The following is a 14,427-nucleotide window of genomic DNA, read 5'->3' as shown; positions in this document are numbered from 1 at the left end:
GCCGTCCACCTTGCGTTTACCCCAGACTTTCGTTAAGAATTGGTAATTATTCTCAATAACGTTTGGGCAAAGTCCTATGTCTTCGGGTGACCCCCCTTACCAGGCAACTATTACTGAGCTGTACTGCGAACATCACGGCTGGCTGTTTGGCTGGCTGCGCAGAAAGCTTGGTTGCGCACACAATGCGGCGGATCTGGCACAGGACACCTTCACCCGAATTCTCAATGCCCGCGAGTCGGTGGCGACTCTGCGTGAGCCCCGCGCCTTCTTGAGTACTACGGCACGCCGACTGATCATCGATCAGGTGCGCCGCAAACAAATAGAGAACGCCTACCTCCAGGAGCTGGCCCTCACGGCAGAAACACTCGAGAACTTTCAATCACCCGAGCAGATCCTTGCCACCCTGGAAGCCCTCGAGCAGATAGCGTTTATCCTTGAGGGCATGCAGGACAAGGCGCGCCAGGCGTTTGTGCTGTATTACCTGGACGGCCTGACCCAGTGTGAGATTGCCCGACAACTGGGGTTATCTGATCGTACGGTGCGCAAGTATCTGATCCAGGCCCTGCTGCACTGCAGTCACAGCCTGGATACCTGAAACCGCCATGCCAGAGCCGTGCCAGACAATAGACGAGCAAGCCGCCGAATGGATTTTGCGCCTGCACGAAGAAGGCTTCAGTGAATCACTGCGCCTGGAGTTCGAGCGCTGGAAGCAACAAAGCCCGAAACACGCTGGCGCCGCCCTGCGCATGCAGGATGTGATCAACCGCCTGCAGTCCTTGCGCGAACACTCGGCTCCGGCAAAAGCGGCCCTCAACGCAGGGTTCAATCGGCGCAAACCTGCAACCCAACGCAAGCAGGTCCTGCGCGCACTGCTGATTGCCGGCTGCCTGGCAGTCCCCGTCACGCTGGTCATGAAAAGCCCTTATCCCGAACAATGGATGGCCGATATCAGCACCGGCCCCAACGACTGGAAGACCCAGCGCCTTGCCGACAACTCGACCCTTACCCTCAGCGGCACCAGCGCGGTCAACGTGCATTTCGATGGTCAAGAGCGGCGTATTGAATTGCTGCAGGGTGAAGTACTGGTCGACGTTGCGCACGACAGCGCCCGCCCCTTTTTCGTACAGACGGCTCAAGGCAGCATGCGCGCACTGGGCACCCGCTTCGTGGTCAAACGCCAGGGTGATACCACCGTCTTGAGCATGTTGCAGTCGAGAGTCTCGGCGCAGAGCGCAAACGAGCAGCAAACTCTGGAAGTGGGTGCTGGTTCCCGGGCATTGATTCGCAGCGACTCAGTCGAGCTCTCGGGAACGGTCTCTGCCGCGAGCATCAATCAAGCCTGGGAGCGCCATCAACTGGTGGTTGAAAACCAGCCCCTGCCCCAGGTTCTTGACGAAATTTCCCGCCATCGACGGGGCCATCTCCAGTTTGATCGCGAGGCCCTGGCCAGCTTGCGCGTTTCGGCCGTGCTGCCTCTGGACGATACCGATCAGGCACTGCAACTGATCGCCGAAACCCTGCCCCTGCAGATAAAGACCTATACCCCGTGGCTCATTGTGATCAGCCAGCTGCAGCCGCCTAAAAAATAATAATTCCCATTCGTTCCGCTTTTCCCTAGTCAGCCGTCAAGGTAGGTACAACGACTCATAAAGGACTGCGCTTTCCATGCTGACTTCCTCCAACCTGCGCGGGCGCTTTGGCCCGCGTACCTGCACGCCGCTGGCCCTGGCAATTCACTTGATTGTCGCCTCGGCGACCGGAGTGCTCTGCACCTCGACCGCTCAGGCACAATCGGCGGCCGTGCAAACCTATGACATTCCAGCAGGCCCGCTGAGCAACGCGCTCAATCGCTTCGCGCAACAGACCGGTGTGGCAATCATTTTTCAGTCAAGCAACCTGGAAGGCCTGTCGACTCCCGGCCTGCATGGCACCTACAACGAACAAAGCGGATTCGAAGCATTGTTGCGTGGCAGCGGCTACACCGCGGTTAAAAGCGCCAATGGCTATATGCTCGACGCTCTACCGGCTGCAGGCGGCTCGCTGGAGTTGGGCGCCACACAGGTCAGCGCCAATCAGCTGGGCACTATTACCGAAGGTTCCGGTTCCTACACCCCAGGCTCCATCGCCACCGCAACACGCATGGTGCTGACACCGCGAGAAACACCGCAGTCGATTTCCGTAGTGACGCGCCAGGCAATGGACGACTTTGGCCTCAACTCGATCGATGATGTGATGCGCCACACCCCCGGCATCACCGTGGCCACCTACGACAGTGATCGCACCAGCTATTACTCCCGCGGCTTTGCGATCAAGAACTTTCAATACGATGGCATCCCTATTCTGCAAGACCCGCAATATTCTGCCGGGCACACACTGACCGACACCGCGATCTATGACCGGGTCGAGATCCTCAAGGGGGCAACCGGACTGCTCACCGGCGCTGGCGGGCCGGGCGGCACGATCAATATGGTGCGTAAAAAACCCACCCGGGAATTCAAGGCACACATCGACGTAGGCGCTGGCTCCTGGAACAACTACCGCTCCGAGATCGATGTCAGCGGCCCTTTGACCGAGAGCGGCAATGTCCGTGGCCGGGCTGTGGCGGCCTATCAGGACAAACACTCGTTCATGGACCATTACAAGCGCGACAGCGAGGTCTACTACGGGATCCTTGAGGTAGATCTGAGCCCTGACACCCTGCTGACACTTGGCGCCGACTATCAGGACAACAACCCAAAAGGCTCCAGCTGGTCGGGCAGCGCATCGCTGTTCAACTCCAACGGAGATCGCATCAGCACCCCACGTTCGTTCAACAACGGTACCAAGTGGAGCAGCTGGAAGCAGTACACCCGAACCGTGTTCTCGACCCTGGAACACAATTTCGACAATGGCTGGGTCGTCAAAGGGCAGTACAACCACCAGATCAACGGCTATAACGCTCCACTGGGCGCACTGCTCGACCCGGACGCCACCACCGGCCTGGCGCCGATCCTTGCACGCAAGTACACCGGCGAATACGTCAGCGACAGCGGCGACCTTTTTGCCACCGGCCCTTTCAGCCTGCTGGGGCGCGAGCACGAACTGGTGGTCGGTGGCTCGGTATCCAGATCCCATTGGACCGGCAAGGATTACACCAATGCCAACATGGGCAACAACGCCTACGACTACTACAACTGGAAAGGCGACGCGCCGGAACCGGACTGGCGCAACGTGACTTCATACAATGATGAAACCACGCGCCAGGTCGGCACCTACATGACCGGCCGCTTCAGCCTGACAGACGACTTGAAGCTGATGCTGGGCACCCGAGTGGCCAACTACACACTGACTGGTACCAGCCACGCCAAAGACACTGGCAAAGTGCTCCCATATGCCGCCTTGATCTACGACATCAACGACACTATTTCTGCCTACACCAGCTATACAGAAATCTTCTTGCCACAGTCGTACTACCGCAATCGCGACAACAAGATGCTTGAACCCGATGAAGGCACCAACTACGAGCTGGGGCTGAAAGGCGAATTCTTTGATGGTCGCCTGAACTCAAGCCTCGCGTATTTCGAAGTGCATCAGGACAACCGCCCTGAAGCAGATACGGCCTACAACGGCAATCCAACCAACCCGGACATTGACTACGCCTATAAAGGCATCAAAGCCACGACCAAGGGTTACGAAGCAGAAATCTCCGGGGAGCTGATGCCGGGTTGGCAGTTGCAGGCGGGCTACACACACAAGGTGGTGCGTGACCAGAGCGGGAAAAAGGTTTCGACATGGGAGCCTGAGGACCAGATCAACCTGTACACCAGCTACAAGCTGACCGGTGATCTCGACAAATTGACCCTGGGCGGCGGCGTTCGGTGGCAAAGCACGGGCTGGCAGGTGCTGACCAACTGGAACAAAGGCGGCGTCGAGGAAAAATTCTCCCAGGATCCGTACTGGCTGGTTGATTTGATGGCGCGCTATCAGATTTCAAAAAACCTCTCGGCTACCGTCAACCTCAACAACGTGTTCGACAAGGCGTATTACACCAACATCGGTTTTTACAACTCGTCGTACTACGGAGACCCGCGCAACGTCATGGTGACAACGCGCTGGGATTTCTAGACGATAAAAGCGTTACCGTAGCAACTGCCGAAGGAACGAGGCTGCTGCTACGGGTTTTTGACCTTCAACAAAAACACACGCGCACAAAAAAGCCTGCACTAGGCAGGCTTCTTTCTGATCACAAGCGTTCAAGGGGCTTGTGTTCAAAATATGGCGCAGCGGACGGGACTCGAACCCGCGACCCCCGGCGTGACAGGCCGGTATTCTAACCGACTGAACTACCGCTGCGCGTAACATTGAAAGTAAGTGGTGGGTGATGACGGGATCGAACCGCCGACCCTCTGCTTGTAAGGCAGATGCTCTCCCAGCTGAGCTAATCACCCTTTACTTCACTTTCGTTGCGGGGCGCATTCTCTCACACTTTTTGTGTAAGTGGTTGTTTTTATTCAAGTTTTTTTCAAAACCCGGTAAAAACTTCCGTTTCCAACGCCCTGCATCTTTGATTTTGCAGCGAACTGCAAAATCGAAGCCTTTCAGGAAAGCCTGCATTCAGCGAGCTTACCCAACCACAAGCGTTCAAAGGGCTTGTGGTACAAAAAATGGCGCAGCGGACGGGACTCGAACCCGCGACCCCCGGCGTGACAGGCCGGTATTCTAACCGACTGAACTACCGCTGCGCGTAACACTGTGAGCGAATGGTGGGTGATGACGGGATCGAACCGCCGACCCTCTGCTTGTAAGGCAGATGCTCTCCCAGCTGAGCTAATCACCCTTTCACTCTCGGTGTGGCGCGCATTCTACGTAGCGACCTATAGTCTGGCAAGCACTTTTTAAAATAATTTTTCTAACGGTGACAAAGGCTTAGCGCAGGGTTGGCCTATTAAGGCTATCAAGCGAATAATGCGTCTTTGTATAAAGGAGTGATTCACCCCATGTGGTTCAAAAACCTGCTTATCTATCGCCTGACCCAAGATCTGCCTTTTGATGCGCAGGTGCTGGAAACTGCACTGGCCACCAAATTGGCCCGCCCGTGTTCAAGCCAGGAAGTAGCCACCTACGGTTTCGTTGCCCCGTTCGGCAAAGGCGAAGACGCGCCACTGGTTCACGTCAGCCAGGACTTCCTGCTGATCGCCGCCCGTAAAGAAGAACGTATCCTGCCAAGCAGCGTTGTACGTGATGCTTTGAAGGAGAAGGTCGAAGAGATCGAAGCCGAGCAAATGCGCAAGGTCTACAAGAAGGAGCGCGATCAGCTCAAGGATGAAATTATCCAGGCTTTTCTGCCGCGTGCCTTTATTCGCCGCTCGGCGACCTTTGCCGCCATCGCTCCCAAGCAGGGCCTGATCCTGGTCAATGCTTCAAGCCCAAAACGCGCAGAAGACCTGCTGTCTACCTTGCGTGAAGTGATCGGCTCGCTGCCCGTTCGCCCTCTCGCAGTCAAAATCGCACCTAGCGCCGTCATGACCGAATGGGTCAAGACCCAAAAAGCCGCCGACAACTTCTTCGTCCTCGACGAATGCGAGCTGCGCGATACCCATGAAGACGGCGGCATCATTCGCTGCAAGCGTCAGGACCTGACCAGCGACGAAATCCAGCTGCACTTGAGCACCGGTAAAGTGGTTACCCAGCTGTCGCTGGCGTGGCAGGACAAACTGTCGTTCGTACTGGACGACAAACTGGTGGTCAAACGCCTCAAGTTCGAAGACTTGCTGCAAGACCAGGCTGAACAGGACGGCGGTGACGACGACCTGGGCCAGCAGGACGCCAGCTTCACCCTGATGATGCTGACCTTAGGCGAGTTCTTGCCGCAGCTGTTCGAAGCATTGGGCGGCGAAGAGATTCCACAAGGGATCTAATAGCTCTCCTCCCGTAGCAGCTGCCGAAGGCTGCGAAAAGGGCCGAAGGACCTTCGCTTTCTATAAATGGAAGCGGAGTGTCGCTTCGCAACCATCGCAGCCTGCGGCAGCGACTACAGGTTCAACACAACTATAAAAAGGACCACCATGCGCGCACTTGCTGCTTTAAGCCGCTTTGTCGGTAATACCTTTGCTTACTGGGTGCTGATTTTCGCCGTGCTGGCGTTTCTTGAACCTGCCTGGTTTGTCGGCCTTAAAGGCTACATCGTGCCCCTGTTGGGTGTCGTGATGTTCGGTATGGGGCTGACACTCAAACTCGAAGACTTCGCCGAAGTCGCCCGCCATCCGTGGCGCGTGGCACTGGGCGTGGTCGCTCATTTCGTGATCATGCCCGGCGTGGCGTGGTTGCTCTGCCAAGTGTTCCACTTGCCACCCGAAATCGCCGTTGGCGTGATTCTGGTCGGCTGCTGCCCAAGCGGCACATCGTCCAACGTCATGACCTGGCTGGCACGCGGCGATCTTGCACTGTCTGTTGCGATTGCCGCCGTGACCACCCTCCTCGCACCATTGCTGACCCCGGCGCTCATCTGGTTGCTGGCTTCCGCCTGGTTGCCGGTTTCATTTATGGAGTTGTTCTGGTCGATCCTGCAAGTTGTGCTGTTACCCATCGTGCTGGGGGTACTGGCCCAACGCCTGCTCGGCGCACGGGTGCGCTTTGCCGTCGACGTACTGCCCCTGGTCTCGGTGGTCAGCATTGTGATCATCGTCGCCGCCGTCGTAGCGGCCAGTCAGGCTCAGATCGCCAAGTCAGGATTGCTGATCATGGCCGTGGTCATCCTGCATAACAGCTTCGGCTATTTGCTCGGCTACTTTACCGGTCGTCTGTTCAAGCTGCCGCTGGCCCAGCGTAAATCCCTGGCCCTGGAAGTCGGTATGCAGAACTCCGGACTGGGCGCGGCACTGGCCAGCGCACACTTCTCACCGCTGGCGGCTGTACCCAGCGCGCTGTTCAGTGTATGGCACAACATTTCGGGGGCGTTGCTGTCGACGTATTTCCGTCGCATGAGCGAGAAAGAAGATCGCCTGGCAGCAGCCAAGGCTGCAACTGAGTGAAATTTCGGGGTTGCCTGACGGAATAATCATGTGCAATATACTGCGCACTGCGAGGACGACCTCGCGACTCATCGAGTGATTATTCTGGGGACGACCCCGTCAGTTGATGGAGATAACCATGTCCTGGATCATTCTGTTTTTCGCCGGCCTGTTTGAAGTTGGCTGGGCCGTCGGCCTGAAATACACCGAAGGCTTTACCCGCCCGCTACCTACAACCCTGACCGTCGGCGCCATGATTATCAGCCTTGGCTTGCTGGGCCTGGCCATGAAAGAACTGCCACTGGGCACTGCCTACGCAATCTGGACGGGTGTCGGCGCAGTCGGTACGGTCATCGCAGGAATCATCCTGTTTGGTGAATCGATGGCGCTGTTCCGACTGGCCAGTGTTGCACTGATCATTGCTGGCCTGGTAGGTCTAAAAATCAGCGCATAACACAATAAACGGTGGGAGCGGACTTGCTCGCGATGGCGATCGACGCGGTTTTAATGAAGAACCGCAGCGCCTGCATCGCGAGCAAGCCCGCTCCCACATTTGCGTTCCCTATTTGACCGCCCCGCGCAACGCCATCACCCGTTCACGCAACAGTTTTTGCGTGGCGTCACCAGGCGCTATCGGTGTACCGGCAACCAGCGTTACCCGCGACCACAGTCGATGGAAAAAACCCTTGTTCGGGTCGCGACTGAAAAAGCTGCCCCACAAACCCTGCAACGCCATCGGAATTACCGGCACCGACGTGCGCTCCAGAATGAGCCTCACTCCCGCCTTGAATTCATTGATCTGCCCATCCGTGGTGAGTTTGCCCTCCGGGAAGATGCACACCAGTTCGCCATCGTTCAGATACTGGGCAATCTTGTCGAACGCCTTCTCATAAATAGCTTCGTCTTCAGCACGCCCGGCAATGGGAATCGTGCCTGCAGTGCGGAAGATAAAGTTGAGCACCGGCAGATTGTAGATTTTGTAATACATCACAAAGCGAATTGGACGACGTACCGCCCCGCCTATCAGCAAGGCATCTACAAATGACACATGGTTGCAGACCAACAATGCCGCCCCCTCATCGGGGATCAGTTCCAGATGTTTGTGCTGCACGCGGTACATGGAATGGCTCAACAGCCAGATCATGAAACGCATGCTGAATTCAGGAACGATTTTGAAAATGTAAGTGTTGACCGCGATATTCATCAACGACACCACGAGAAACAACTCGGGAATCGTCAGCTTGGCCACACTGAGCAACAGGATGGTGACGAGCGCCGACACCACCATAAACAGCGCATTGAGAATGTTGTTGGCGGCAATGACCCGCGCCCGCTCACTTTCCGAGGTACGCGACTGAATCAGTGCGTACAGCGGCACTATATAGAAACCACCAAACACCCCCAGCCCGAGAATATCGAACAGCACCCACCAGGCCTGGCTGAACCCCAGCACCCCCAGCCAATCGTTGGCCTGAATGTTTTGCGGCATCTGCCCCGAATGCCACCACAGCAGCAGACCGAAGACTGTCAGGCCAAATGAGCCGAAGGGCACCAGACCAATCTCGACCTTGCGCCCCGATAGTTTCTCGCACAGCAGCGATCCCAGAGCGATGCCCACCGAGAATACCGTGAGGATCAACGTCACCACGGTCTCGTCGCCATACAGCCAGTCTTTGGCATAGGCCGGGATCTGCGTCAGGTAAATCGCACCGACAAACCAGAACCACGAGTTCCCCACTACAGAACGCGACACGGCTGGGGTCTGATTTAGCCCCATGCGCAACGTCGCCCATGATTCGCTGAAGATATTCCAGTTCAGCCGCAGTTGTGGTGTATCCGCCGGCGCGGCCGGAATACCACGGCTGGCCACATAGCCCAGCACCGCCACGGCAATGATCACCCCTGAAACAACCACGGTGTAATTGCTCGACGACAGCATGATCCCGGCCCCTATGGTCCCCGCCAGAATCGACAGAAAAGTGCCCATCTCGACCAGGCCATTCCCCCCGACCAACTCTTCTTCACGCAGGGTTTGCGGCAGGATCGAATACTTCACCGGCCCGAACAGTGCCGAATGTGTGCCCATTGCAAACAAGGCAATCAACATCAGGACCAGATGATCGAAGGCAAACCCTATGGCCGCGACGATCATGATCGCAATCTCACCCAACTTGATCAGACGAATCAGGCGGTCCTTGGGGTATTTTTCACCGAACTGACCAGCCAGCGCCGAGAACAGAAAAAACGGCACGATGAAGAGCAGCGCACAGAGGTTGACCCAAATTCCCCGATCACCCTCGATGTTCAACTTATAAAGGATGGCCAGAATCAGGGATTGCTTGAACAGGTTGTCATTGAGAGCGCCCAGGGACTGGGTCACGAAGAAAGGCAGGAAGCGGCGCTTGCTTAGCAAACTGAATTGCGAGGGGTGGCTCATCGTCCATGTACTCACGTTGCGCTGATAGGCTTTCTCTTTGGAGGGCCGTTGTAACACTCAGGACACAACCTTGCTCGGGTTCTGTTTGCGGCTACACCTTTTTCAGCGTTTCCCCACAGAACCCGAGCACAAGTCTCACTTCTTCAAGCCTGCAATACACGGCGACACAAATAGCTCACCACGATAAGCGCCTTGCACCGTGCGAGTCCCTACCAGCAGCCACATCAGCGCCAGCGCCACCACCAGCACACAACCGGCCACATCAAAGAAGGTCAGCTGCAACATGCTGCCCAGGCGCAAGGTGGCCAGCGAGTAAACGCCCAGCGGGAAGGTAAAGCCCCACCACCCCAGATTGAACGGGATACCCGAGCGGAAGTAACGAATCGTGATCAGCGCCGCGATAACGATCCACCACAAGCCAACGCCCCACAAAATAACCCCGGAGATCAGCCCCAGACCTTCCGCAATTTCACCGATCCGCGCCAGGCCATGGGCGGCAAAAATCGCCGGAGCATCGGCCCCCAGCAGCAACAGGCCCAGGGCGCCCGTGCCAATGGGCCCCAAGGCCAGCCAGCTGGAAGCCGCCATGCTCTCGTGGGGCAACTTATGCAGCGCCATGCGCAGGATCAAAATGGTCAAAATACTGAACGCTACTGGTACCGAAAATGCCCACAGCACATAGCTGGTAATCAGCACATGGAACTGCGCGGCGGTATCCGTCAGATAGGGCGCCAACAGCCCGCCACTGGCCGCCGCGACCTCTGCTGCGACTACCGGCAACAGCCAGACAGCGGTCATCTGGTCGATGCTGTGATCCTGGCGGGTAAACATCAGATAAGGGATCAGCACGCCGCAGCCCAGCGCCATGGCCACATCAATCCACCACAGCACCTCGGCCACCTGCACCATCTCGCTGCCCCAGCGCGGCACGCCGAACACCAGAAAGCCGTTAATGATGGTCGCCAGGCCCATAGGGATGGTGCCGAAGAACATCGACACCGTGGAGTGCCCGAAAATACGTCGCGCCTCGTCGAAGTAAAGCATCCAGCGCGCGCCATACAGCACGCTGAACAGGATGAACAAACCGATATTGAACAGCCATAGCCCCTCGGCAAAGGCACGCAGGCCAGGGATATGAACCGGCAACTGGGCCAGGGCCAACGCCAACACCCCCGTACCCATGGTCGCGGCAAACCAGTTCGGAGTGAACTGGCGGATCACTTCGCGAGGGTGCTGCAAGTGGCTGAATGGCCGAAAACCGGCATTGGCTTTGTTAGGGAAAGTCATGGGTTCCTCCTGTTCCTCAAGTGAGGTAGGACTAGAGTAGAACCAAATCGAATATCTATATAACGGGTAATTTCTCTAACTGTTATCTGTTTTTCCTATATATAGCTTTTCTGCACCATCTCAACCTCTGCGACACCTGACCACGCTCAGACCATGGTCGACACTGACGCGCTCCGAACATCATGCGAGACTAGCTTCCCGCAGCCGGATTGCTCGGGTCTTACACGTTCAGGAGTGTTCATGTCGTTGTCCAGCGGGCTTATCGCCGCCGTCGCCCTCGCCTATATGGCCATCATGTTCGCCATTGCCTTTTATGGTGACCGGCGCAGCAAACCGCTGCCGCCGCGGGTTCGCGCGTGGGTGTATAGCCTGTCGCTGGCCGTGTACTGCACCAGCTGGACCTTCTTCGGCGCCGTTGGTCAGGCTGCCGAGCAGCTCTGGGCGTTCTTGCCGATTTACCTGGGACCTGTGCTGCTACTGGTATGCGCGCCCTGGGTACTGCAAAAGATGGTGATGATCAGCAAGCAGGAGAACATCACTTCCATTGCCGACTTTATCGCCGCCCGCTACGGCAAATCCCAGTCGCTGGCGATTGTGGTGGCACTGATCTGCCTGGTGGGAGTGCTGCCTTATATCGCCCTGCAACTCAAAGGTATTGTGCTCGGGGTTAACCTGCTGATCGGGGCTGGCGCCGACGCCACCGGCTCCCGGGTCGAGGACACGGCACTGATCGTGACGCTGGTGCTGGCGCTGTTCACTATCTTGTTTGGCACGCGCAACCTCGACGCCACAGAACACCACCGGGGCATGGTGCTGGCCATTGCCTTTGAGTCGCTGGTCAAACTGTTCGCCTTTCTCGCGGTAGGCGCCTTTGTGACTTATGGCCTGTATGACGGTTTCGACGACCTGTTCAACCAGGCCATGCTAGCGCCGCGACTTGAGCAGTACTGGAAGGAAACCATCAATTGGCCTTCGATGGTGGTCCAGACCGGCGTGGCCATGATGGCGATCATTTGCCTGCCCCGACAGTTCCACGTCACGGTGGTTGAAAACATCGAGCCCCAAGACCTGCAACTGGCCAAATGGGTGTTTCCGGCCTACCTGATTCTCGCGGGCCTGTTTGTGGTGCCGATTGCCCTGGCCGGGCAAATGTTGCTGCCCAGCTCAGTATTGCCCGACTCGTTCGTGATCAGCCTGCCGCTGGCCCAGGCTCACCCGGCACTGGCATTGCTGGCATTTATTGGGGGGGCATCGGCTGCTACCGGCATGGTGATCGTTGCCAGTGTCGCGCTGTCGACCATGGTCTCCAACGACATGCTCCTGCCGTGGCTACTGCGACACAAAAACGCCGAGCGCCCGTTCGAAGTGTTCCGCCACTGGATGCTCTCGGTCCGGCGCGTATCGATTGTGGTGATTTTACTGCTGGCCTATGTCAGCTACCGCTTGCTGGGTTCGACCGCCAGCCTTGCCACCATTGGCCAGATCGCTTTCGCTGCCGTCACTCAACTGGCCCCGGCCATGCTCGGCGCCCTGTACTGGAAGCAAGCCAACCGCCGGGGGGTTTTTGCCGGACTGGCCACAGGCACCTTTATCTGGTTTTACACCCTGGTGCTGCCGATCATCGCCCACAGCTTTGGCTGGCATCTGAGCCACTTCCCGGGGCTGGCGTGGCTGCACAGCAACCCGCTGGGCCTGTCCATCACCCCGCTGACCCAAGGCGTGGTGCTGTCGCTGGCCGGCAACTTCACCCTGTTCGCCTGGGTCTCGGTGCTGTCGCGCACCCGGGTGTCAGAGCACTGGCAGGCCGGGCGTTTTATCGGCCAGGAGTTGAGCAGCCACCCCAGTGGCCGCTCCATGCTCTCGGTACAGGTCAACGACCTGCTCGCCCTCGCGGCACGTTTTGTCGGCGAAGAACGCGCCCACCAGAGCTTTATTCGCTTCGCGTACCGTCAGGGCAAGGGCTTCAACCCCAACCAGAACGCCAACGGCGAGTGGATCGCCCACACAGAACGGCTTCTGGCCGGGGTACTTGGCGCATCATCTACTCGCGCGGTCGTAAAAGCGGCCATTGAAGGCCGGGAAATGCAACTGGAGGACGTGGTACGCATTGCCGATGAAGCTTCGGAAGTGCTGCAGTTCAACCGCGCGCTGCTTCAGGGCGCGATTGAAAACATTACTCAGGGCATCAGCGTAGTCGACCAGTCACTCAAACTGGTGGCCTGGAATCGCCGCTATCTTGAGCTGTTCGACTACCCCGACGGGTTAATCAGCGTAGGCCGCCCGATTGCAGACATCATTCGTCACAATGCAGAACGGGGCCTGTGCGGCCCCGGCGAAGCTGAAGTTCATGTGGCCCGTCGCCTGCACTGGATGCGTCAGGGGCGGGCGCACACGTCTGAACGCCTGTTTCCCAATGGCCGTGTGATTGAACTGATCGGCAACCCCATGCCGGGCGGCGGTTTCGTGATGAGTTTTACCGACATCACCGCGTTCCGCGAAGCCGAACAGGCCTTGACCGAGGCCAATGAGGGCCTGGAGCAAAGGGTGGCCGAGCGAACATTTGAACTGTCGCAGTTGAATCAGGCGCTGACCGAAGCCAAAGGCGTGGCCGAAACTGCCAGCCAGTCCAAAACCCGGTTCCTGGCTGCCGTCAGCCACGACCTGATGCAGCCGATGAACGCTGCACGACTGTTTTCGGCCGCCCTCTCTCATCAGGAAGATGGCTTGAGCGCGGATGCCCAGAAGCTGGTGCAGCATCTGGACAGTTCATTGCGCTCCGCAGAAGACCTGATCAGCGACCTGCTGGACATTTCGCGCCTGGAAAACGGCAAGATCACCCCCGACATCAAGCCTTTCGCCATTAACGATCTGTTTGAAACCCTGGGCAATGAGTTCACCGCCCAGGCACAGGAACAGGGCTTGAACTTCAGAGTTCGCGGCAGCCGTGTACGGATCAACAGCGACATCAAGTTACTGCGCCGCATCTTGCAGAACTTCCTGACAAACGCCTTTCGCTACGCCAAAGGCCCTGTGTTGCTGGGCGTACGGCGACGCGGCGGCGAACTGTGCCTTGAGGTGTGGGACCGAGGACCGGGCATCCCGGCAGACAAACTGCAGGTCATTTTTGAAGAGTTCAAACGCCTCGACAGCCACCAGACCCGTGCCGAAAAAGGCCTGGGCCTGGGCCTGGCGATTGCCGACGGCTTGTGCCAGGTGCTCGGCCACACCCTGCAAGTGCGCTCATGGCCCGGTTTTGGCAGCGTGTTCAGCGTCCGCGTGCCGATGGCAAAGAGCCAGGCCTCACCGCAGCCCGTCGTCGTCGAGCAGAATGGCCAACCTCTGACAGGCGCCCAGGTGCTGTGTATCGATAATGAAGACAGCATCCTGATCGGCATGCAGAGCCTGCTTACTCGATGGGGCTGCCGTGTCTGGACCGCACGCAACCGCGAAGAGTGCGCGGCACTGCTTAACGAGGGCGTGCGCCCGCAACTGGTATTGGTTGACTACCACCTGGATGACGGCGAGGTCGGTACAGAACTGATGGGCTGGCTGCGGGCACAATTGGGCGAACCAGTGCCCGGCGTGGTGATCAGTGCCGATGGCCGCCCTGAGATGATTGCCGAGGTGCATGCCGCAGGCCTTGAATACCTGCCCAAGCCGGTAAAGCCTGCGGTTCTGAGAGCATTGCTGAGCAGGCATGTGCCGCTTTGACAG

9 protein-coding genes and 4 tRNA genes are annotated in these 14,427 nt (G+C 57.8%); 7 read left to right on the top strand and 6 right to left on the bottom strand.

What is annotated here, in order from left to right:
- The first annotated feature begins 76 nt into the window (after nucleotides 1-76).
- From V6P94_RS09350 to V6P94_RS09340, 3 genes are all read left to right on the top strand, one after another.
- Nucleotides 77-595, top strand: a complete 519-nt coding sequence (locus V6P94_RS09350; protein WP_326398327.1) for a sigma-70 family RNA polymerase sigma factor — start codon at nucleotides 77-79, stop codon at nucleotides 593-595.
- A gap of 7 nt (nucleotides 596-602) precedes the next feature.
- Nucleotides 603-1,589, top strand: coding sequence for a FecR family protein (locus tag V6P94_RS09345; protein ID WP_338649276.1), 987 nt, complete (start codon nucleotides 603-605; stop codon nucleotides 1,587-1,589).
- A gap of 76 nt (nucleotides 1,590-1,665) precedes the next feature.
- Nucleotides 1,666-4,104, top strand: a complete 2,439-nt coding sequence (locus tag V6P94_RS09340) for a TonB-dependent siderophore receptor (RefSeq protein WP_326398329.1) — start codon at nucleotides 1,666-1,668, stop codon at nucleotides 4,102-4,104.
- Nucleotides 4,105-4,255: 151 nt separating this feature from the next.
- Here V6P94_RS09340 and V6P94_RS09335 read toward each other — a convergent pair.
- From V6P94_RS09335 to V6P94_RS09320, 4 genes are all read right to left on the bottom strand, one after another.
- A tRNA-Asp gene (locus tag V6P94_RS09335) sits at nucleotides 4,256-4,332 on the bottom strand.
- A 19-nt stretch (nucleotides 4,333-4,351) separates the two neighbouring features.
- Nucleotides 4,352-4,427 (bottom strand) — tRNA-Val (locus V6P94_RS09330).
- 217 nt (nucleotides 4,428-4,644) lie between these two features.
- Nucleotides 4,645-4,721: transfer RNA gene (locus V6P94_RS09325), tRNA-Asp, on the bottom strand.
- 19 nt (nucleotides 4,722-4,740) lie between these two features.
- A tRNA-Val gene (locus tag V6P94_RS09320) sits at nucleotides 4,741-4,816 on the bottom strand.
- A gap of 160 nt (nucleotides 4,817-4,976) precedes the next feature.
- On the opposite strand from V6P94_RS09320, the gene rdgC reads away from it, so the two are divergent.
- The 3 genes from rdgC (at nucleotide 4,977) to sugE (ending at nucleotide 7,443) form a co-directional block, all read left to right on the top strand.
- Nucleotides 4,977-5,897 (top strand): recombination-associated protein RdgC, encoded by a 921-nt coding sequence (gene rdgC / locus V6P94_RS09315; RefSeq protein ID WP_338649275.1) that lies wholly within the window; start codon nucleotides 4,977-4,979, stop codon nucleotides 5,895-5,897.
- A 147-nt stretch (nucleotides 5,898-6,044) separates the two neighbouring features.
- Nucleotides 6,045-7,010, top strand: a complete 966-nt coding sequence (locus V6P94_RS09310; protein ID WP_019827694.1) for a bile acid:sodium symporter family protein — start codon at nucleotides 6,045-6,047, stop codon at nucleotides 7,008-7,010.
- Nucleotides 7,011-7,128: 118 nt separating this feature from the next.
- The gene (sugE, locus tag V6P94_RS09305) at nucleotides 7,129-7,443 is read left to right on the top strand and encodes a quaternary ammonium compound efflux SMR transporter SugE (protein WP_133075723.1); all 315 of its coding nucleotides are present in this window, start codon (nucleotides 7,129-7,131) and stop codon (nucleotides 7,441-7,443) included.
- A gap of 108 nt (nucleotides 7,444-7,551) precedes the next feature.
- Here the strand turns inward: sugE and V6P94_RS09300 are convergent, their stop codons facing one another.
- Both V6P94_RS09300 and V6P94_RS09295 read right to left on the bottom strand, forming a co-directional pair.
- Nucleotides 7,552-9,426: an MFS transporter gene (locus V6P94_RS09300; RefSeq protein WP_326398330.1), complete on the bottom strand. Its 1,875-nt coding sequence runs from the start codon at nucleotides 9,424-9,426 to the stop codon at nucleotides 7,552-7,554.
- Nucleotides 9,427-9,561: 135 nt separating this feature from the next.
- The gene (locus tag V6P94_RS09295) at nucleotides 9,562-10,713 is read right to left on the bottom strand and encodes a TDT family transporter (protein ID WP_326398331.1); all 1,152 of its coding nucleotides are present in this window, start codon (nucleotides 10,711-10,713) and stop codon (nucleotides 9,562-9,564) included.
- 240 nt (nucleotides 10,714-10,953) lie between these two features.
- Between V6P94_RS09295 and V6P94_RS09290 the strand changes: the two genes are divergently transcribed.
- Nucleotides 10,954-14,424: a NahK/ErcS family hybrid sensor histidine kinase/response regulator gene (locus V6P94_RS09290; protein WP_133075726.1), complete on the top strand. Its 3,471-nt coding sequence runs from the start codon at nucleotides 10,954-10,956 to the stop codon at nucleotides 14,422-14,424.
- The last annotated feature ends 3 nt before the right edge of the window (nucleotides 14,425-14,427 follow it).

Origin of the sequence: Pseudomonas sp. ML2-2023-3, from assembly GCF_037055275.1 — a bacterium.
Classification (GTDB): Bacteria; Pseudomonadota; Gammaproteobacteria; order Pseudomonadales; family Pseudomonadaceae; genus Aquipseudomonas.
This window is presented reverse-complemented; position numbering and strand designations above follow the sequence as displayed.